The organism is Bacillus cereus group sp. BfR-BA-01383, assembly GCF_022663495.1.
Lineage (GTDB): Bacteria > Bacillota > Bacilli > Bacillales > Bacillaceae_G > Bacillus_A > Bacillus_A cereus_AU.
On record NZ_JAKUFP010000017.1, the window covers coordinates 81655 to 102160 of the forward strand.

Here is a 20506-nt window from a genome sequence, read left to right on the forward strand (position 1 = left end):
CTGTATCTATATTAAAAATCGAAAGAACAACTAGAACATTCCTTATTTTCTGTTTTTTATTGACGCTTACATACACTTTTAGTTATTATAACTTAATAAACGTCTATTTTACGACAATTCTAAAAATACAAACAAACATACGTAACAAGGAGGAGTTTTATGAAAAAAGAAATACCTTTTGGAATAGCGATTATCCCTATTATCATTACCGTTGCAGTTATGATGGTTACAATTGTTGTATTAAAACAAAGTCCTCACGTTCCACTTATTATTGGTACAACCGTCGCTTCTATTGTCGCTTGGCGTTATGGTTACAAATGGAATGATATTGAAGAGGCAATGTATAAAGGGATTCGTCTTGCATTACCTGCTATTGTCATTATTATTCTTGTTGGCTTAACAATCGGTGCTTGGATTGGCGGTGGAATCGTCGCTACAATGATTTTTTACGGTTTAAAACTTTTAACTCCATCACTATTTTTAGTATCCATTACCGTTATCTGTTCGATCGTTGCATTAGCAATTGGTAGCTCATGGTCTACAATGGGAACAATTGGTGTTGCCGGAATGGGCATTGGCCTAAGTATGGGAATCCCAGCTCCGATGGTTGCTGGTGCCATTATTTCAGGCTCTTATTTTGGCGATAAAATGTCACCGCTTTCAGACACGACTAACTTAGCCGCAGGATTAACAAATACAGATTTATTCACACATATTCGTCATATGTTATTTACTACAGTTCCAGGTTTAATTATTACTCTTATCGTCTATGCTTTCTTAGGAAGAAACTTCGGCGATAACAATATTGATGCGAAAAGCATCGATCAAACGTTACAAGTATTGCAACAAAACTTTGTTATTTCACCTTTCCTATTAATTATACCCGTAATCGTTATGGTATTGGTCGCTAAAAAAGTACCAGCTATACCAGCTATTCTCGCAGGTATTATTTTAGGATTTCTATCACAAGTCTTTATTCAAGGTGGTTCTGTCTCAGCATCTGTCGGTGCACTCCAAAATGGATTTGTCATAGACACTGGAAACAAGCTAGTAGACGAACTATTTAACCGCGGTGGCTTAGATTCGATGATGAACACAGTTTCTATGACAATTGTCGCTATGACTTTCGGTGGAGTGTTAGAACACACCGGCATCCTTCGCGCAATTGTAAATCAAATTTTAAAATTAGCGACATCATCAAAAGGGCTTATCGCTTCTACTATTGCTTCATGTTTTGCAACAAACCTTACTTGCTCTGAACAATATATTTCAATTGTTGTCCCTTCCAGAATGTATGCAAATGCATACACTGAAAAAGGACTACATTCTAAAAATTTATCCAGAGCATTAGAAGATGGCGGAACATTAACTTCTGTCTTCGTTCCTTGGAATACGTGTGGTGTATTCATTCTAGCAACGCTTGGCGTAAGTGCATTTGAATATGCTCCTTATGCTATCTTGAATTTCATCGTACCTATTATCTCAATCATTTACGGCATAACTGGCTTCACAATTGTAAAACTATCAGACATTGAAAAAGCAGAACTACTAAAGAAACAAAAAGCTCAACTAGAAGCTTAAAAATAGCGGTAAATTCAGTTCATACATTGCGCGAGGGCGCCCTTGTTGATAGGGCATTTCCTCGCCGCAAATATGAGCATACCCGTAATCAACTAATTTCTTTAACAACCTTTCTGTTGATCGCCGCGTCACTTGTAAGTACTCAGAAAGGTCAGCCGCTGTGAATTTCAATGATGGATGTGATTGACTAAACCGAATAATTTTTGACAAGTTGGCTGGACTAAGCTTCGTTTCCTTCGCTATTTTAACTAGTTCAGGATGATCATTTTTCAAACTTTGTACTCTCTGATCTTTTGGGAACGGACCAAATAATTCTTTATCACTCGTTAGTATATAAAAACAACGGTCTATTGGATTATTTTTTGCGAAGCCTTGAGCGATTTTGGCATTTTGCTCCGCTTCTTTCACGGTTTTTCCGTAACCAAATCCAATAGCTATCCTGCCTTCTACACTCGTAAATACGTTATCTATCATATTTGTTTTTATAATCGATTCGATATCACCGCGAGTTGTATACAAAATGAATGTCATTTCATCAACTTGTTTAAATGAACCGCGTAATTCTTTTGAAATGACGTCCAATTGTTCAAGCAAACTTTTTCGTAATTCTAAAGAAGAAATCATACAAGCACCAACAGTAGCTGAATGACTTTTTGCTAACTCAGCTTTTATTTTTGCATCTTTTAACCCATGTATAATGGATTGTGTCGGATCTACCATACGCTCTGAAGGAATACCTATTTTTTGAAGTTCGTCGTAGACAGCATGAATACTAGTTAGAGCTAAATCAGCCTCTCCGGCTTGATATTTATCTACGTGAAAATCGATGATTCTACTTATTTCATCTTTACTCCATAACATATTCTCATAATCCAACACTTGTGGATTTTCTTTTATACCGATATCATGGAATACATTTGTAATAAATGAACGATCTACTAAATCAATTGAAATTTTATGTGGTTGAATACCTTGATGATATATGATGGAAAGTAGTGAAGAGGCAACAGTTGTCTCATCTTGCTGTAAGTACGTACTTGGAATTCGTAATTGTTCTCTTATTTCTTTTGCCATATAATAAGGTAAAGCACCTGAGAAAAAGATGGTATCACAAGGCTTTAAACGCTTTAATAGTTCAGAAGATTCTGCCGGATGAAGGTAAATATATGGATCAATTTCTATTTCTTCTAGTTTATGCGCAATAGGTAAAAGATTCTTTATAAACTCCTTTGAACCGACAACTGCAATTTTTATCATCATTTTCTCTAACTCCTTATTATTAATTAACGACTATTTAACGTCAACTATATCAAATGTACAAAACTATTGTAAACAGGAAGGGGTCTTTATTCAATGAAAATTACAGCTATTCATCTTTACGCAATTCGTTTACCACTTCGCAATCCGTTTGTTATTAGTTATGGTTCTTACTCTGATATGCCTTCTATTATCGTCAAAATGGAAACAGACGAAGGCATTATCGGTTACGGTGAAGGCGTTGCTGATGATCACGTTACAGGCGAATCATGGGAAAGTACTTTCCATACTTTAAAACATACGCTAGCTCCTGTTCTTATCGGACAAAATCCAATGAATATCGAAAAAATACACGATATGATGGACAATACAATTTACGGTGTTCCAACGGCGAAAGCTGCGATAGATATTGCTTGTTTTGATATAATGGGCAAAAAATTAAATCAACCTGTATATCAATTAATTGGTGGGCGCTACCATGATGAGTTCCCCGTTACTCACGTCTTAAGCATCGCTGCCCCAGACGATATGGCTGAAGAAGCTGCTTCTATGATTCAGAAAGGTTACCAATCTTTCAAAATGAAAGTCGGTACAAATGTAAAAGAAGATGTAAAAAGAATTGAAGCTGTGCGTGAACGTGTGGGAAATGATATCGCCATTCGTGTTGATGTAAACCAAGGCTGGAAAAATAGCGCAAACACATTAACAGCACTCCGTTCATTAGGTCATTTAAACATCGACTGGATTGAACAACCTGTTGTCGCGGACGATATTGACGCAATGGCTCATATTCGTTCTAAAACAGACCTTCCGCTTATGATTGATGAAGGATTAAAAAGTTCTCGTGAAATGCGCCAAATCATTAAATTAGACGCGGCTGATAAAGTGAATATAAAACTAATGAAATGCGGCGGCATATATCCAGCAGTAAAGCTCGCTCATCAGGCAGAAATGGTAGGCATTGAATGCCAAGTTGGATCTATGGTCGAATCATCCGTTGCCTCTTCCGCAGGATTCCATGTCGCTTTCTCAAAAAAAATCATTACAAGCGTCGAACTTACAGGACCATTAAAATTCACGAAAGACATTGGTAACTTACATTACGACGTGCCATTCATTCGCTTAAACGAAAAACCAGGACTAGGCATTGAAATAAACGAAGATACATTACAAGAACTAACCGTCTTTCAAGATGTTGTACGCTAAAGGAGGGCTCATACATGACAGTTCTATATGAAGGTGCATTAAAACAAAATAACGAGCTATTTCACGTTACATTACTATCAAGAGAGCATATCGAACAAATTTTATCACTACAAAACGTTGTAGTTGAAGCATTAGAAGATAAAGGTCGTTTACAACCACTCTCACAAGAAGAATTTCAATACATTCTAGAAGGAAACGGCATGATGATCGGTGCTTTTATAAAAAACGAACTCATCGCATTTCGCGCCCTACTCGTCCCTCCTATCGACGACGAACATTTAGGACTTGATATTGGCCTATCAGAAAGCGAACTACACCGCGTCATCTATCAAGAAATCTCAAACGTTCATCCGGACTGCCGAGGAAATGGCATGCAAAAAATATTAGCAAACGTCATCATGGACGAATTACAAAAAGAAGATGGCAAATACGATTACGTTTGCTGCACCGTTGCACCTTTTAACATCCCGAGTTTAAAAGATAAATTTGCGCAAGGGATGGAAATTGCTGCGCTGAAGGAGAAGTATGGTGGTAGTATGCGGTATGTTTTTGTGAAGGAGTTGCGTAAAGATATAGAAAGAGATTGGTCCGATGTTAAGAGCGTTCCGATGAGTGATGCTAGTGGACAGCAGGCGTTGCTTTCGGAAGGGTATCATGGGTATGAGATGGAGAAAACAGACGATACTTTCATTGTGAAGTTTGGACGATGATCTATATGCAAGAAAAGGAAGGGATATCCCTTCCTTTTTATTTTCTCCTCGCTGAACAGTTCTATGATACATGAAATTATATCAACGGTTTTTAGAATATATCTATCATAACTCACAATATATCAACGATTTTTCAAATATATCTATCACAACTCACAATATATCAACGATTCGACAAGGAATATCGATTTACCGACAAAAATCGATATTCCCTACTAAACCGTCATCTTCCAACTAGATAACGCTAACCAATCTTCCATTTCCTTATAATCAGGCATTATCTTCCCGACAAGACGCCAAAAAGATCGATCATGATTTAAATGAACCATATGACACATTTCATGAACAACTACATAATCAATTACTCGCTGTGGTGCCATTGCTAACTTCCAATTAAACGTTAACTGTAAATTCGAATCACAAGTTCCCCACGTACGGCTACTATCTGTAATACGGATAGAACGCGGTTTTGTTTTAAAATTACTTTGATGCACTTTAATACTCTTCTCTACTAATGCCTTGCACTGCTTATAGTAAAATCGTTTTAAAGCTTGCTGTATTTTCTCATCCTTAAGCTCTTTCACATAAATGTGGAGCTTATCTCCTTCAAAAATCGCATTGTCTTGCTCTATACTTGCATCTTGAGAAATCTGTATCGGATACGTGCTTCCTAAATACAGAAAGCCCTTTCCTTGATCATAATCTTTTTCCTGTGGTCCAAGAGCTCGCTCCTGCATTTCCTTACGTGTTTTCTGAATCCAATCCCACTTCTCCTCTAACAACTGGACTAAGTATTCAACAGGTGTACCTTTCGGAGCTTGCACTTCCACATTTCCATACGAATCTACAAAAAGACGCACGGACTTTTTCTTCTTATAAGTTATATGAAAATTAATTGTCTCACCTAAATATGTATGTACCATTTCATCACCTAGCGTATTATTTTTACAAATCAAAAAGAGTAGGATACGAACGTCCTACTCTATCTATTATATCATTTACTGTTTTAACGAACTTATTATCCTCTATACTTTACACCTAATCCCTTAATGAAATTCCTTGCGTATCTATCGCCGCACTCTTTGTAATTTTTATGGCCTTTTTTTCTTAACAGAGCGCCTAACTCTCCTTTTGTTACCGTAACGCCTACGCTATCTAATATATCAAGCACATCCTCACTCGTTAAAGATAGTGCGATTTTCATTTTCTTTAGAAGAAGGTTATTGGCACTCTCCTTGCTCTGTACAGGTGCCGGTTGTCCTGGTTTTGGATCTTGCTTCCCTCTTTTTAAAGTAATAAATCCATTAAAAAATGACTCTAACATCATCATATCGCATGTTAGGACATACTCATCTTCGATTACATCATCATTTTCAGCTTCATGTTGTGGACTTCTCTTTATTTTTGTCAGCATATCAACTACGTCTTCTTTCGTTACTTCCACGCCACCAAGTTTAAAGATTTCCACCATATCTATATCTTTTATATCCATAGCATATCTTACTCTTTTTAATATATCGTTGTTGCTCATTGCCATTGTTTTGCCTCCTGAAATGTTGAATATAGTAATGCTTTTAGCATGTGTAAATTAATGTCGTTAAGTTACTACTTTAACATTTTAGAGGTGGGTTTTGTAGTTTTACTCAATCTTTTCTCCACCATTGTATCTAAAGGATCTCTTATACACCTGTTGTATGCTTATAAAAAGATTCCCTTAACATTAACTAAAAGAAAAAACAGTGCTTTGATTTCTCAAATACACTGTTTTTTTCCCAGTTCTACGCTTATTTTAAACACAACTATGTCATATGATATAACTTTTTAAGAGTTACACTGTTTCACTATCTCTAGTCGCATCAACACTCGCCTCAAACTTATCCAACAACGCACGCACTTCATCCGTCGATTTCGTACTCATCAATTGATTTCTTAGTTCAGCAGCTCCAGGGAAGCCTTTTACATAAATTTTGAAAAAGCGATGAAGTCCTGTGATTGAGCGTGGTAGTACTTCTGCATATTGATCTTGAAGATCAAGTTGTAGTCTTAAAAGATCTAGATGTTCTTTGCTGCTATGCTCTCTTGGCTCTTTTTCAAAAGCAAATGGGTTTTTAAAGATACCTCGTCCGATCATAACGCCATCGATACCATATTTTCCAGCAAGTTCCAACCCAGTTTGACGATCAGGAATGTCTCCATTGATTGTTATTAACGTATTTGGTGCGATACGGTCACGTAATTTTTTAATTTCCGGAATTAGTTCCCAGTGCGCATCTACTTGGCTCATTTCTTCTCTTGTACGTAAATGAATAGAAAGGTTTGCAATATCTTGTTTGAAAATATGCGTTAACCAATCCTCCCATTCACTTAACTCTTTAAAACCAAGTCGTGTTTTTACGCTGACAGGTAGTCCGCCCGCTTTTGCTGCTTGGATAAGTTCTGCCGCAACGTCTGGACGTAGAATAAGGCCACTCCCCTTTCCTCTCGATGCTACATTCGGTACTGGGCAACCCATATTAATATCAATACCTTTAAATCCTAGCTCTGCCATGCCAATACTCATTTGACGGAAATATTCAGGATTATCTCCCCAGATATGTGCCACCATCGGCTGTTCGTCTTCTGTAAAAATTAAACGGCCACGTACACTTTTCATACCTTCTGGGTGGCAATAGCTATCTGAGTTTGTAAACTCTGTGAAGAATACATCCGGTCGGCCAGCTTCACTTACTACGTGACGGAAAACAACGTCTGTCACATCTTCCATTGGTGCAAGTACGAAAAATGGTCGTGGTAAATCACGCCAAAAATTATCTATCATTTCAAATTCAAATCCTCTCACTATGAATACAATTTAAAAATATATAGCCAAATAACAACTGTACATTTGGACATTTATAATTTGTGAAAATCAGCAATATTTATTTTAACTAAAATCGTTTCTGAATGGTATTTTTATAAACCAAAAAGCAGATGGTATAGATTTTTTCTATATCAACTGCGTTTTTATTATACCAACTTAAGCCAAGCCACACACTCCACATGAGTAGTATGCGGGAACATATCAACAGGCTGTACTTCCTGCGTTTTATATCCGCCTTCTTCTAATACTTTTAAGTCACGTGCTAATGTTGCGGGGTTACATGATACGTATACGACGCGTTTTGGCTTCATGTCGATGATTGTGTTTAGTAATGCTTCGTCACAGCCTTTACGCGGTGGATCTACGACCATTGTGTCGGCAATTACGCCTTCTTTGTACCATTTTGGAATGACTACTTCTGCTTCTCCTACGCCAAATTCAGCGTTCGTCATGTTGTTTAGTGCTGCGTTTCGGTTTGCGTCTTCGATTGCTTCTGGGACGATTTCAACGCCGTACACTTTCTTCGCTTTTTGCGCTAGGAATAAGGAGATTGATCCGATTCCGCAATAGGCATCAATTACTGTTTCGTTACCATCTAGCTTTGCGTATTCTAACGTTTTATCGTATAGCACTTTCGTTTGTTCTGGGTTTACTTGATAGAATGAACGTGCTGAAATCGCAAATTTGATGTCACCGATAAAGTCATAAATATATTCTGATCCGTACAGTACTGTCGTTGTGTCTCCGAAGATTACGTTTGTACGCTTTGTGTTTACGTTTTGTACAATCGATTTTACTTCAGGGAATTTCGCTGCAATTTCTTCAATGATTGCTTTTTTGTTTGGTAGTTCAGCTGTGCGTGTAATAAAGACAAGCATAATTTCTCCTGTCACTTGTCCATAGCGAGCCATTACGTGGCGAAGTGTTCCTTTGTTACGCTCTTCGTTGTAAGCTGAAATACCGTGTTTTTCACAAATACGTTTTACTTCTTGAATTAATGTATCGTTTTCTTCCGCCTGAATTAAGCATGATTCCATATTAATGATGTCATGCGTTCCTTGACGATAGAAACCTGCTACAAGCCCGCCTTCACGTTCTCCAATTGGTACTTGCGCTTTATTGCGATATACCCACGGATTCTTCATACCAAGTACAGGGTGAACAGGAACATCGCTTAATCCACCGATGCGCTGCATAACGTCGCGTACTTGTTTTTCTTTCGCTTGTAATTGTCCTTCATACGTCAAATGCTGAAGTTGACAACCGCCGCACTCGTTGTACACTGGGCATTCTGCATCTTTACGATATGGACTTTCTATATGAAGCTTCATTAAACGACCGAATGCGAAGTTTTTCTTCACTTTAATAATTTTAATTTGCGCTTCTTCACCTGGTAATCCGTTTTTAACGAAAATAGGATAGCCTTTTACTTTCGCAACACCGGCACCATCATGTGTTAAATCTTCAAACACTACATCTATAAACTCGTTTTTTTCAACTGGTGGCGTCATTTTTGTACTCATTTTCCGACCTCTCTTTTTCATAACACTGCGTTACATTTTATCATACTTATATGGTCTATTTCTATCGGAAGAAAAAAAGCTATTGACGATAGTTCTCTAGTAATGTTACGCTACTACTAATTTAATACGGACGATGTTACCTCATATATACTCGATAATATGGATCGAGAGTTTCTACCCGGCAACCTTAAATTGCTGGACTATGGGGAAAACTAATGAATATTAGCCTATGTGCAAAAAAGGACTCATATTGATTAGCTTTCTCTCATAGATGAAAGTGAATCCATATGGGTCTTTTTTTATTTTCATTTTTCTAAAAGGTCAGACATCTTACGTATGACATAAAACCTCTTTCCTTTATTTTTAGTAATATAACGAGCGTTTTATGTACAAACTTTATACGAACTTCTGAAAGGGGCAACTACATGCAATATGTAATGAGCATTATCGGTATTCTTGTCGTTTTAGGTCTATGTTTTGCTTTGTCAAACAACAAAAGTAAAATCAACTTCCGTGCAATTGCTATTATGATTGGTTTCCAAATTTTAATCGGTTGGTTTATGTTTGGCACAAAGATCGGACAGCAAATTATCATCTTCATTAGTAAAGTTTTCAACAAACTAATTAAACTTGGTACGACAGGTGTCGATTTTCTCTTTAATGGAATTCAAAGAGATTTTGTCTTTTTCTTAAATGTATTATTAATTATCGTATTTTTCTCAGCACTACTTTCTATCTTTAGTTATTTAGGTGTTTTACCATTCATCGTTCGCGTTATCGGCGGTGCACTTTCAAAAGTTACTGGTTTACCACGTGTTGAATCATTCCACGCAGTAAACTCTGTATTCTTCGGTTCAAGTGAAGCGTTAATCGTTATTAAAAACGATTTACAGCATTTTAATCAAAACCGTATGTTTATCATTTGTTGTTCTGCGATGAGCTCAGTTTCTGCTTCTGTTACAGCATCATACGTAATGATGTTAGATGCGAAATATGTATTAGCTGCTCTTCCGCTAAACTTATTCTCAAGCTTAATCGTTTGTTCATTATTAACACCAGTTGATACGAAAAAAGAAGACGAAGTGATTCAAAAATTTGATAGAACTCTATTCGGAGACAGCTTTATCGGTGCAATGATTAACGGTGCGCTTGATGGTTTAAAAGTAGCTGGTATCGTCGCTGCATTAATGATCGCCTTCATCGGTGTGATGGAAGTTGTGAACTATGTAATTAGCGCTGCTTCAGGTGCACTGGGACACGCTGTTACATTACAACAAATCTTCGGTTATATCCTTTCTCCATTCGCATTCTTAATGGGTATTCCAGCTCAAGATATTATCCCAGCTGGTGGTATTATGGGTACGAAGATTGTCTTAAACGAGTTTGTAGCAATCCTTGACTTAAAAAGCGCTGCTGCAACATTAGCTCCACGTACAGTTGGAATCGTTACAGTATTCTTAATTAGCTTCGCAAGTATTAGCCAAATTGGTGCGATTGTTGGTACAATCCGTGCTCTTTCTGAAAAACAAGGAAGCGTCGTATCTAAATTTGGTTGGAAAATGCTATTTGCATCAACACTTGCTTCTATTTTATCTGCGACAATCGCTGGATTGTTTATTTAATAAAAAACTCCACCTTACTTCTCCTTTTTAAAGGCAGTTTGGGTGGAGTTTTTTTATTGCCCTCTATATGTATTTTTATGTAAACTCCACCAGAAAAATATAAGGTATTTTTTCCGAATTATCCCAATTTTGTATTCCCCTATATATTCTATAGTGATATGATGGACAAGGGTATAACTCAAATTTTTTCAAACCAAAAATTTGAGTTCATGTCACTTATACAAATGACGATTTCATAGCATAAGTGATAGTAATTAAAACACAATAGAAGGATGATATGATGAAAAAATATACATATATCGCTTTACTTTCTTCTGCTATTCTCGTAGGTTGTAACACTAGTGATACTAGTGATAAACAAATAAAAGAAGCAACATCGAAACAAGCAGTGGAACCAAAAAAAGCACAAGCAAAAACAGTTGAAATTCCTTTAACACAAGGAATTATTACATGGGATCCGTATGAATATAACGCACAAAATACCACGCTTTATACAAAAGATTTAAGAGATACATTTACACAAGTACGTTACAATATTTGGCGTACTGCTGATGGTCCTGAAAGCAAACAGACTTTTACTTCACAAGAAAAAGATCGTAATTTTGCCCTCCCACTTCATTTAAAAACATTTCATTTAAAGCGTGGCGAATTTCAAATTGAAACAGTAGGAATCAAAAAAGATAATACCGAAACAAATCTAGCAACATCGAAAATTACATTCCAACAGCATGTACCCATTTTAATGTATCATGCGATTGAAAAATATCCTGGACCAGGCGACGGTGATTATGGCTTATACGTACCACCTGAACAATTCGAAAAACATATGCAGTATTTGAAAGATAACGGTTATACGATGCTGACATTTGAACGCTGGCATGATATAAATCGTGTAAATAAACCTGTTTTTGTAACAATGGATGACGGTAGAAAAAATAATATGAATGCTCTTCATATTTTACAAAAATTAAAAGATGATAAATTTCAACCCGCAGCAACCGAATTTCTTACTGCCAATGAGATAGACAAACCAAATCGCCTATCAACAGATGATATAAAACAAATGATGAATTCGGGAATTTTTTCTATTCAATCTCATACTGCTAATCATACAATGATGGCTTATTCAAGCAATTACGATGAGGAATTACGTGGTTCTAAAGAAAAAATTGAAGCTCTTACTGGTAAAAAGGTCATCGCTCTCGCCTATCCAGTAGGATCTTATAATAACCCAGCTGTTGAAGAAACAAAAAAACATTATGAGTTCGCAGTTACTACTGATCATGGCAATCACATTACAAAAGGCATGCCAAACGAACAATACTTAATTAAACGCCATTTTGTCGGGCCTAATACATCGATGGAAAAATTCATAACTCTTACAAAGTAAAATCTACTAAAATGCAAAAAAACAGATTTATCGAAAATCATTAACTTCTCTCACATCTAAAGATGATATGATGAACAAGGGTATGTCCCCACCGCTCTTACAGCGGTGGGGATTTTAAATATAAACATGCAACATAATACACAATAGAAGGTGATTTTATGAGGAAATATGCAGCGATTGCTTTATGTACGTCTGCCATTCTAGCAGGCTGTAATACTAGCAATTTAAGCCAGGAACCTAAAAAAGAGAAAAAGGTTCAAGAAGTTAAGAGGCAAGAAGAGACTATGCAAGAACAGGGTAAAATTTCTTATAATCCGATTACACACGAATCTACAAACACAAATATTCATATTACAGATATAAAGGATTCTTTAACCGAAGTACAATATAAAATTTGGCGCACAGCTGATGGAAAGGAACACGCTAAATCTTTTTCTTCGAAAGAAAAAGATAAGCAATTTACACTTCCTTTTGATATAAAAGAATTCGAAGGAAAACGCGGTGAGTTCCAGATTGAAGCGATAGGAATTAAGGAAGATGGGAAAACCATTCCGCTCACAAAATCTACTATTACTTTCGAGCAAAAAGTTCCTGTTCTTATGTACCATGCAATCGATGATTATCATGGACAAGGCATTAAAGATTTATTCGTATCACCTGCTAACTTTGAAGCACAAATGAAGTATTTAAAAGACAACGGTTATACATTATTAACGTTTGAACGTTGGAGCGATATAAATAAAGTAAATAAACCAATTTTCGTTACATTTGATGACGGTATGAAAAATAATATGAATGCATTTCATATTTTACAAAAGCTCAAAGACGATACGTTCAAACCGACTGCAACGGAATATATGATCGTTGATAATGTCAATGCAGAAGGGTCTCTTTCTACATCTGAAATAAAAGAAATGGTTGATTCCAGCATTTTCTCAGTGCAATCTCATACTGCAACACATGCGGACTTACCGAAGATTACGAACTATGAAGAGGAACTAAAAGTCTCAAAAGAAAAACTAGAAAAAATAACAGGTAAACCAGTTATCGCAATTGCTTATCCATTCGGTCATGTAGATGATAAAGTCGTTTCAGAAACGAAGAAATATTATCAATTTGCGACGACAACGAAGCCTGGACAGTTCATTACGAAAGGTGAACCTGATGAATTATTAAAAATGAAACGAGTCCGCATACACCACACAACGACTGTAGAACAATTTGCTTCTTCCATTAAATAAATGTGAGAGCTCAATACATGTTGAGCTCTCTTTTTGCGCTATATATATTTTTTGAATTTTCTTGTATTATATATAGTAAGAAATCTTTCAAACTAAAGGAGATTATACATATGTCATTTGAACAAACGTTAGAGAAATATGCTGCCCTTGCAGTCAATGTTGGTGTTAATATTCAACCAGGACAAACATTATCAATTAGTGCGCCTCTTGAAGCTGTACAATTTGTACGCCTCGTTACAGAAAAGGCATATAAATCTGGTGCAAAACACGTATATGTGGATTGGAATGATGAGACGTTAACACGCTTAAAGTTCGATTTAGCTCCTGAGGAAGCATTTGCTGAATTTCCATCTTGGAAAGCACATGCTCGTGAAGAACTAGCAAAAGAAGGTGCTGCATTTATGTCTATTTATGCAGAAAACCCTGATTTATTAAAAGGTGTAGAGCCAACACGTATCGCAACAGCTCATAAAGTAGCTGGAGAAGCGATGAAAGTATACCGTGATTACGTACAAGCAGATAAAGTAAGCTGGTGTGTAATTTCTGTTCCAACAAAAGAATGGGCTGCGAAAGTATTCCCTGACGCTGCACCAGAAGAACAAGAAGCAAAACTATGGGATGCTATCTTCAAAGCTACTCGTGCTGATTTAGAAAATCCTGTAGAAGCATGGAAAGAACATGATGAGACGCTACATACAAAAGTTGATTACTTAAATGAAAAACATTATAAAGCTCTTCACTATACAGGTCCTGGAACAGATTTAACGATTGAACTTCCAGAGAAACATGTATGGGCTGGTGCTGGTAGCTTAAATGAAAAGAACGTACCATTTATGGCTAACATTCCAACTGAAGAAGTATTTACAATGCCTCTTAAAACAGGTGTAAACGGCCAAGTATCTAGCACAAAACCGTTAGCATTTGCAGGTAACATTATCGATAACTTCACGTTAACATTTGAAAACGGGCGTATTGTAGACTACAAAGCTGAAGCTGGTGAAGAAGCTTTAAAACATTTAGTAGAAACAGATGAAGGTTCTCACTTCTTAGGAGAGGTTGCTTTAGTACCTCATGACTCACCAATTTCAAACACAAATATTTTATTCTACAATACACTATTTGACGAAAATGCATCTTGCCACCTTGCAATCGGAAATGCTTATGCATTTAACTTAGATGGCGGTAAAACAATGTCTAAAGAAGAACTTGCTGAAAATGGTGCAAACGCTAGTATTACCCACGAAGACTTCATGATCGGTTCAGCTGAACTTGATATCGATGGTATTACTGCTGATGGCAGACATGAGCCTATCTTCCGTAAAGGTAACTGGGCGTTTTAATAAAAATAAAAGGCTATCTTCCACGCTGGAAGATAGCCTTTTATGATGCCGATGACACTTTCAATCCGATTACTCCTAAAACAATAAAGAGAATACAAAACGCTTGGAATAAGCTAATATGCTCTTTAAAAAAGTATACACTAATAATTGTAATAAGAAGCGTCCCCACACCAGACCAAATGGCATAAGCGATGCTTAAATGAATCTTTTTAACAACGATAGCGAACACGCTAAAGCAAATTCCATAGAATACAAAAATAAGTACACTTGGAACGGGCTTTGTTAAACCGTTCGATAGTTTCATCGAAATTGTTCCAGCTACTTCAAAAATAATTGTTACGAGTAATAATAGCCAATATATCATACTAGAATCTCCTTCTCTGTTACCTTATAGAAATTCTAGTATACTACTTATAGTCCTAATGAAATATATTTAATTTCTAAGTATTCCTCTATGCCGAAATGGCCTCCTTCACGGCCAATACCACTTTCTTTAAACCCGCCAAATGGTGCTTGTGCAACTGATGGAAGACCATCATTTAAACCGATAATACCGTATTCTAGCGCTTCGCTAATTTGGAATGCCTGACTAATATCCTTTGTGAAAATATACGCCGCTAAGCCGTACGGTGTATTATTTGCACGCTCGATTACTTCTTCAACCGTTTTAAATTTCGCAACAGGTGCAACTGGACCAAATGTTTCTTCAGTCATACAAAGCATCGTATCATTCGCCAATCCAATTACAGTTGGTTGCATGAAGTGTCCATCTAGCTCTGTCATCTGTTGGCCTCCATATAAGAGTTCCCCACCTTTTTGAACTGCATCTTCAATATGTTCTTGTACTTTTGAAACTGCATGCTCATCAATAAGTGGTCCTACAGTCGTTCCGTCACCGAAGCCGTCTCCTACTTTCAGTTGTCCTACTGCTTTTTGGAACTTCTCTACAAATACTTCGTACACTTCTTCTTGAACGAATACTCTGTTTGTACATATACACGTTTGTCCTGCGTTACGGAATTTCGAACCAATCACCGCTTCTACCGCTTTATCTAAATCCGCATCATTCATTACGATAAATGGAGCGTGACCACCTAATTCTAATGAAACTTTTTTCATCGTTTGTGCAGCATTGGCCATTAATTCTTTCCCGATTTCCGTCGATCCTGTAAAGGACACTTTTCGAACGCGTCCATCTTCCATCCACGTATCAGCAATTGCTTTCGCACTACCTGTTACAATATTTATAACGCCTTTTGGAATGTCTGCTTCATGAGCTAATTCAGCTAATTTCAATGCTGTTAACGGTGTTTGACTTGCGGGTTTCACAACTGCCGTACAACCTGCTGCAAGCGCCGGGGCTACCTTTCTCGTAATCATAGCAGCCGGAAAGTTCCAAGGTGTAATAGCTGCCATAACCCCAACTGGTTGCTTCATAACTAAAATACGTTTATTCGGATGAGAAGCAGGAATCATTTCACCATATACGCGTTTCCCTTCTTCTGCATACCATTCAACAAAGCTATTTGCATAATTCACTTCACCAAGTGCCTCTGCAAATGGCTTTCCTTGCTCCTTCGTCATAATCGCTGCGATTTCTTCTTTATTTTCATCAATAAGTGTGAACCACTTTTTTAATTTCGCTGCTCGATCCGCTGCTGTTAACTTAGACCATGATTTAAAAGCTTCATGTGCAGCATCAACAGCTTGCTTTGCCTCTGTCACTCCGCCCTTTGGCACCGTTGCAAATATTTCCTTTGTCGCTGGATTGTTCACTTCAATTTGTTCTTGCAATGTAATCCACTCACCATTTATATACATCGCCTTTTTCTCTACATTTACGAACGTCGCTTTTTTATCCAATGTTTTCTTCCTCCTCTATGAACTTCTTAATCTTCCTAGTAGCAGCAGATTGACTTATTTGCAAAAACTCAGCCACTTTGTAACTTGATCCATGTGTTTTATACGCTTTAAGAATGATATTTCTCTCTACTTCTTCTAACATTTTATAGAGACTTTGACCTGACTGTTCAACTGTTGATTCCTGCATCGCTATTGGTAAATCTTCTATCGTAACGATATCGTCAGCAGTTATAACAATTCGTTCAATTACATTTTCAATCTCCCTATTATTTCCTTCCCAAGGGTACCCAACAAACATTTGCAATGTGCTAGGCGCTAACTTTACATTCCGCCCATACTTCTCATTAAAGTGCTGTAAATAATGATAAATGAGCGGTAAAATATCTTCTGTTCTCTCTCTAAGTGGGGGAATTGAAATTGGAATGACATTCAGACGATAGTATAAATCTTTCCTGAAGGTTCCTTGTTTCACCATCTCATTTAAATCTCTATTTGTTGCCGCCACAATTCTAACGTCTACCTTTTTTAATTCTCTTCCGCCTATCGGACGAAACGTTTTTTCTTGCAATACTTGTAGAAGCTTCGCCTGAATTTCAAGCGGCATTTCACCGATTTCATCTAAGAAAAGAGTCCCTTTATGCGCTGACTCTAACAATCCCTTTTTCCCTTCACGATTCGCACCTGTAAAAGACCCACCTGAATATCCAAACAGCTCCGATTCAATTAAATTGGTTGGCAATGCCGCACAATTAATTTCATAGAAGCTCTCATTCTTACGATGACTCACTTCATGTAAATGACGTACTAATCGGCTTTTTCCCACTCCAGTTTCACCTAAAACGAGAACAGTACTATCTACTACGGATACTTTTTTGATTGTTTCGACTATTTTTTGCATAGCGATGCTTTTAAAAATAAGTCCTTCATGCTCATACGTTTCTCTTAATTCTTTTTTATATGTTTTTAACTGATTATCCATTTCCTCGACCTTTTGACGTAATCGATAGAGTTCAGTAAGGTCTCGAGAATAACTAATCACTCTTCTTAAATTTCCCTCATCATCGAAAACAGGTCTTGTACGAACGTGTAAATACTCTCCTGATTTTGTCGTTTGAACGAGTTCAATCGGTCTCTTTTTTTCAATCACTTCCAATGTTGCTGATGGATAAAAAATCCCATCCTTTTGTAGTTCTTTTACATGCTTACCCACTAACTCTTCAGCAGCTAGCTGATAGTGCCTTTCACATGTACTATTTACACGTACAACGATTCCCTGCTCATCTGTAACAAAAATTTCGTCAAACGCATATTCGAATACATCTTGTAAATCCATTAACACTCGTTCCTTTTCTGCAACCATCCTAGCCACCCCTAACTTTAAATCCATCGATTCACTTCACTACTTTCATTATAAAGTGAATTTTCCGCGTTTTATATAGAGTCAGCTAGAATGTTTGCGATTTATAATTTAGTTTTTAAACACGAGCGATATTCGCTTGCTCATAACAAGTTTGTAATGATTCTTCAATTATTGTTAAACCTTCCTCAAGTTGCTCATCTGTAATAACTAATGGCATTAACACACGAATAACATTTCCATATGTTCCTGCTGATAATAGAAGTAATCCGCGTTTATTTGCTTCTGCACATAAATTAGCTGTTAATGTTTTGTCAGGTGCTTTCGTCTTACGATCTTGAACGAGCTCGAATGCACACATTGCTCCTAACCCACGCACATCACCGATGCAATTATATTTATTTTTCATCTCTTCGAATCGGTTCATTACGGCTTTTCCTAATTCTATCGCTCTATCATTTAATTTCTCTTTTTCTATCACATCAAGTACAGCTAATGCAGCCGCACATCCTAGTGGACTTCCTGCATACGTCCCGCCAAGCTCTCCAGGTGCAGACTCATTCATAATTTCTTTACGTCCAATGACACCACTTATCGGTACACCAGCACCTAATGATTTAGATACCGTAATTAAATCTGGAACGACATCATAATGCTCAATTGCAAAGTATTTTCCTGTACGGCTAAAGCCTGTTTGAATTTCATCCGCTACAAATAAGATGCCGTGTTCTGAACAGATGCTTCGTACTTCTTGAACAAATTTCTTACTTGGGACGATGAATCCGCCTTCTCCTTGAACAGGTTCCATTACAACAGCTGCAATTGTTTCTGGTGCTACTTCTGATATGAAGAAGTTCTTAAACTCTTCAATGATAAAATCATCATATTGCTCTTCTGTTAGCCCTTCTGGACGACGGTATTCATATGGAAATGGCGCTTTATATACTTCTGGAGCAAATGGACCAAATCCAAATTTATATGGTTTTACTTTACTTGTCATCGTCATTGTCATTAATGTACGCCCGTGGAAACCTTTAGAAAACGCGATAATACCAGGTCTTTTTGTATATTTACGAGCAATTTTCACCGCATTTTCAACTGCTTCTGCACCACTGTTTAAAAATAGGACTTGCTTATCAAAATTCCCTGGTGCTAACGCGGCAAGCTTTTCTGCTAATTCAATATACGGCTCATACATCATGACATTAAAGCCAGTGTGAATATATTGATCTACTTGTTTATGAAGTGCTTCTTTAACAACTGGGTGACAATGTCCTACGTTGATTGTCCCTATTGCTCCCGCGAAATCAATGTACTGATTACCATCGACATCTGTTACAAGAGCCCCATTTGCAGACTGTACAAACGTTGGGATGCCGTTACTTACTCCTTTTGGTACTATATTTTGGCGGCGTTCTAATAAAGACGCTGCTTTTGGCCCTGGAATTTGTTCATTTACTTTAGCAAATTTTTTTGTGTTCATTACGTACCCCATCCTTTTCTTTACATTGTTTTCTCTTTTTATTGCAAAATATATGCCAACTTTCTTTTCTAGCATTCATCCTATATTCTTTGTATCCAGGCATAAAAAATAAGTCTATAAAGACTCATTAAGAGTCTTTATAGACTTATTTCTCTTACACACTAGACTTTCCTTGTTCCCAAATAAACTCACCTGAGTGAGAAATAAAATCCCCAACAGATTGTACTACTAAATCCGCAAGTGGCTCTAATGTTTGACGGTCTCCCGTACCAGATAGCACTCCAATTGCATAGCAATCGCCACCGTTTTTAGCTAAATGTAAATCGGTTGGCGTATCTCCGACAACTGCCACTTCACATGCCTCTAAATGAAACCTTTCACAAAAAGAGTCTACAATTCTTTTATCAGGTTTCTGCGCTGGAAATGTATCTGAAGCTACAACATAATCAAAAAAGGACTCTAACTGATACTGTTTTAAAAATAATTCTGTTGGCGCGAAATCATCAGCTGTAACAACACCTAAAATAAATCCTCTATCCTTTAAGCCTTGTAAAATTTTCGGTAAATCTGCCGTCATTCTCATATGAGAACGGTGCTCGTACATAAGTGAAAATAATTTTTCACTTACCCACTCATGCACCTCCTCTTCCTTAGATGACGTAATATACTTACAAAGCCCCTTTGCTACATCAAGGCTTGTTCCAGCTGCTAGTGCGCTATGTGGATGAACAAATACCCCATCCACACCGATCTCTTTTAATAAAGCCTGCTGCATTGACTCCGGGAGTTGATATAATTTTATACAATCCGCTATAAGTTCTTCAGCTACTTTGATCCAAATTGAATGAAAATCCATTAATGTCCCGTCTTTATCAAATAGTATTGCTTTTACCTTCTCCATAGCACCGATACGATAAACTTAACTAAATCTATACAATTCAATCAAATTTACACAAGTTAGTGCTTCATCGTGTTCTCGCAACCCCAAAGGGACGAGGGGTATAACACTCCACACGAGGCAGTATCGTTACCTCCTATTATCAAGCATTTATTTTACCCATCTTGATAAATTT

Annotated in this window: 17 protein-coding genes and 1 riboswitch; of the genes, 7 read left to right on the forward strand and 10 right to left on the reverse strand. The window is 37.0% G+C overall.

Translation table 11 applies throughout. The annotated features are described in order from the left end of the window. The first annotated feature begins 159 nt into the window (after nt 1-159). The gene (gene nhaC / locus MR065_RS16630) at nt 160-1581 is read left to right on the forward strand and encodes a Na+/H+ antiporter NhaC (protein WP_242214433.1); all 1422 of its coding nucleotides are present in this window, start codon (nt 160-162) and stop codon (nt 1579-1581) included. Here nhaC and MR065_RS16635 read toward each other — a convergent pair. Then, nucleotides 1570-2841: a transcriptional regulator gene (locus MR065_RS16635; RefSeq protein WP_242214434.1), complete on the reverse strand. Its 1272-nt coding sequence runs from the start codon at nt 2839-2841 to the stop codon at nt 1570-1572. The genes nhaC and MR065_RS16635 overlap by 12 nt on opposite strands. 93 nt (nt 2842-2934) lie before the next feature. Between MR065_RS16635 and MR065_RS16640 the strand changes: the two genes are divergently transcribed. Both MR065_RS16640 and MR065_RS16645 read left to right on the forward strand, forming a co-directional pair. Further along, a complete protein-coding gene (locus MR065_RS16640; RefSeq protein WP_242214435.1) occupies nt 2935-4044 on the forward strand; it encodes a mandelate racemase/muconate lactonizing enzyme family protein in 1110 nt (369 codons plus the stop codon). Between the two features lie 14 nt (nt 4045-4058). Further along, nucleotides 4059-4754: a GNAT family N-acetyltransferase gene (locus MR065_RS16645; RefSeq protein WP_242214436.1), complete on the forward strand. Its 696-nt coding sequence runs from the start codon at nt 4059-4061 to the stop codon at nt 4752-4754. Nucleotides 4755-4969: 215 nt separating this feature from the next. Here the strand turns inward: MR065_RS16645 and MR065_RS16650 are convergent, their stop codons facing one another. The 4 genes from MR065_RS16650 to rlmD form a co-directional block, all read right to left on the reverse strand. Further along, nucleotides 4970-5677, reverse strand: a complete 708-nt coding sequence (locus MR065_RS16650) for a M48 family metallopeptidase (RefSeq protein ID WP_242214437.1) — start codon at nt 5675-5677, stop codon at nt 4970-4972. 95 nt (nt 5678-5772) lie between these two features. Next, complete coding sequence (locus MR065_RS16655; RefSeq protein ID WP_242214438.1) at nt 5773-6291, reverse strand: YehS family protein; 519 nt, start codon at nt 6289-6291, stop codon at nt 5773-5775. A gap of 291 nt (nt 6292-6582) precedes the next feature. Continuing rightward, nucleotides 6583-7572, reverse strand: coding sequence for a tRNA dihydrouridine synthase (locus tag MR065_RS16660; protein ID WP_242214439.1), 990 nt, complete (start codon nt 7570-7572; stop codon nt 6583-6585). 188 nt (nt 7573-7760) lie between these two features. After that, nucleotides 7761-9137 carry a 23S rRNA (uracil(1939)-C(5))-methyltransferase RlmD gene (gene rlmD, locus MR065_RS16665; RefSeq protein WP_242214440.1) on the reverse strand — a complete coding sequence of 459 codons (1377 nt, stop codon included), beginning with the start codon at nt 9135-9137 and terminating at the stop codon, nt 7761-7763. 121 nt (nt 9138-9258) lie between these two features. Continuing rightward, nucleotides 9259-9360, forward strand: a riboswitch (purine riboswitch). Between the two features lie 202 nt (nt 9361-9562). Between rlmD and MR065_RS16670 the strand changes: the two genes are divergently transcribed. The 4 genes from MR065_RS16670 (at nt 9563) to MR065_RS16685 (ending at nt 14730) form a co-directional block, all read left to right on the forward strand. Continuing rightward, a complete protein-coding gene (locus MR065_RS16670; RefSeq protein ID WP_242214441.1) occupies nt 9563-10759 on the forward strand; it encodes a NupC/NupG family nucleoside CNT transporter in 1197 nt (398 codons plus the stop codon). A 280-nt stretch (nt 10760-11039) separates the two neighbouring features. Next, complete coding sequence (locus MR065_RS16675; RefSeq protein ID WP_242214442.1) at nt 11040-12149, forward strand: polysaccharide deacetylase family protein; 1110 nt, start codon at nt 11040-11042, stop codon at nt 12147-12149. A 158-nt stretch (nt 12150-12307) separates the two neighbouring features. Beyond that, on the forward strand, nt 12308-13390 hold the full coding sequence (locus MR065_RS16680) for a polysaccharide deacetylase family protein (protein WP_242214443.1): 1083 nt from the start codon (nt 12308-12310) through the stop codon (nt 13388-13390). A gap of 110 nt (nt 13391-13500) precedes the next feature. After that, on the forward strand, nt 13501-14730 hold the full coding sequence (locus tag MR065_RS16685) for an aminopeptidase (RefSeq protein ID WP_098269716.1): 1230 nt from the start codon (nt 13501-13503) through the stop codon (nt 14728-14730). A 40-nt stretch (nt 14731-14770) separates the two neighbouring features. Here MR065_RS16685 and MR065_RS16690 read toward each other — a convergent pair whose 3' ends face one another. The 5 genes from MR065_RS16690 to MR065_RS16710 all read right to left on the reverse strand — a co-directional run bounded on the left by MR065_RS16690 (nt 14771) and on the right by MR065_RS16710 (nt 20334). Continuing rightward, nucleotides 14771-15094 (reverse strand): DMT family transporter, encoded by a 324-nt coding sequence (locus tag MR065_RS16690; protein WP_242214444.1) that lies wholly within the window; start codon nt 15092-15094, stop codon nt 14771-14773. A 47-nt stretch (nt 15095-15141) separates the two neighbouring features. After that, nucleotides 15142-16593 (reverse strand): NADP-dependent succinate-semialdehyde dehydrogenase, encoded by a 1452-nt coding sequence (gabD, locus tag MR065_RS16695; RefSeq protein ID WP_242214445.1) that lies wholly within the window; start codon nt 16591-16593, stop codon nt 15142-15144. Further along, nucleotides 16586-17953, reverse strand: coding sequence for a sigma-54 interaction domain-containing protein (locus tag MR065_RS16700; protein WP_242214446.1), 1368 nt, complete (start codon nt 17951-17953; stop codon nt 16586-16588). The genes gabD and MR065_RS16700 overlap by 8 nt, the downstream gene beginning before the upstream one ends. A 115-nt stretch (nt 17954-18068) precedes the next feature. After that, nucleotides 18069-19433 carry a 4-aminobutyrate--2-oxoglutarate transaminase gene (gene gabT, locus MR065_RS16705; RefSeq protein ID WP_242214447.1) on the reverse strand — a complete coding sequence of 455 codons (1365 nt, stop codon included), beginning with the start codon at nt 19431-19433 and terminating at the stop codon, nt 18069-18071. A gap of 154 nt (nt 19434-19587) precedes the next feature. Then, nucleotides 19588-20334 (reverse strand): HAD family hydrolase, encoded by a 747-nt coding sequence (locus MR065_RS16710; RefSeq protein ID WP_242214448.1) that lies wholly within the window; start codon nt 20332-20334, stop codon nt 19588-19590. Nucleotides 20335-20506: the final 172 nt, after the last annotated feature.

Bases quoted from the DNA above. Each gene is read 5' to 3' on its own strand.
- nhaC (WP_242214433.1), top strand. From the start codon at position 160: ATGAAAAAAGAAATACCTTTTGGAATAGCGATTATCCCTATTATCATT.
- MR065_RS16635 (WP_242214434.1), bottom strand. From the start codon at position 2,841: ATGATGATAAAAATTGCAGTTGTCGGTTCAAAGGAGTTTATAAAGAAT.
- MR065_RS16640 (WP_242214435.1), top strand. From the start codon at position 2,935: ATGAAAATTACAGCTATTCATCTTTACGCAATTCGTTTACCACTTCGC.
- MR065_RS16645 (WP_242214436.1), top strand. From the start codon at position 4,059: ATGACAGTTCTATATGAAGGTGCATTAAAACAAAATAACGAGCTATTT.
- MR065_RS16650 (WP_242214437.1), bottom strand. From the start codon at position 5,677: ATGGTACATACATATTTAGGTGAGACAATTAATTTTCATATAACTTAT.
- MR065_RS16655 (WP_242214438.1), bottom strand. From the start codon at position 6,291: ATGGCAATGAGCAACAACGATATATTAAAAAGAGTAAGATATGCTATG.
- MR065_RS16660 (WP_242214439.1), bottom strand. From the start codon at position 7,572: ATGATAGATAATTTTTGGCGTGATTTACCACGACCATTTTTCGTACTT.
- rlmD (WP_242214440.1), bottom strand. From the start codon at position 9,137: ATGAGTACAAAAATGACGCCACCAGTTGAAAAAAACGAGTTTATAGAT.
- MR065_RS16670 (WP_242214441.1), top strand. From the start codon at position 9,563: ATGCAATATGTAATGAGCATTATCGGTATTCTTGTCGTTTTAGGTCTA.
- MR065_RS16675 (WP_242214442.1), top strand. From the start codon at position 11,040: ATGAAAAAATATACATATATCGCTTTACTTTCTTCTGCTATTCTCGTA.
- MR065_RS16680 (WP_242214443.1), top strand. From the start codon at position 12,308: ATGAGGAAATATGCAGCGATTGCTTTATGTACGTCTGCCATTCTAGCA.
- MR065_RS16685 (WP_098269716.1), top strand. From the start codon at position 13,501: ATGTCATTTGAACAAACGTTAGAGAAATATGCTGCCCTTGCAGTCAAT.
- MR065_RS16690 (WP_242214444.1), bottom strand. From the start codon at position 15,094: ATGATATATTGGCTATTATTACTCGTAACAATTATTTTTGAAGTAGCT.
- MR065_RS16700 (WP_242214446.1), bottom strand. From the start codon at position 17,953: ATGGTTGCAGAAAAGGAACGAGTGTTAATGGATTTACAAGATGTATTC.
- gabT (WP_242214447.1), bottom strand. From the start codon at position 19,433: ATGAACACAAAAAAATTTGCTAAAGTAAATGAACAAATTCCAGGGCCA.
- MR065_RS16710 (WP_242214448.1), bottom strand. From the start codon at position 20,334: ATGGAGAAGGTAAAAGCAATACTATTTGATAAAGACGGGACATTAATG.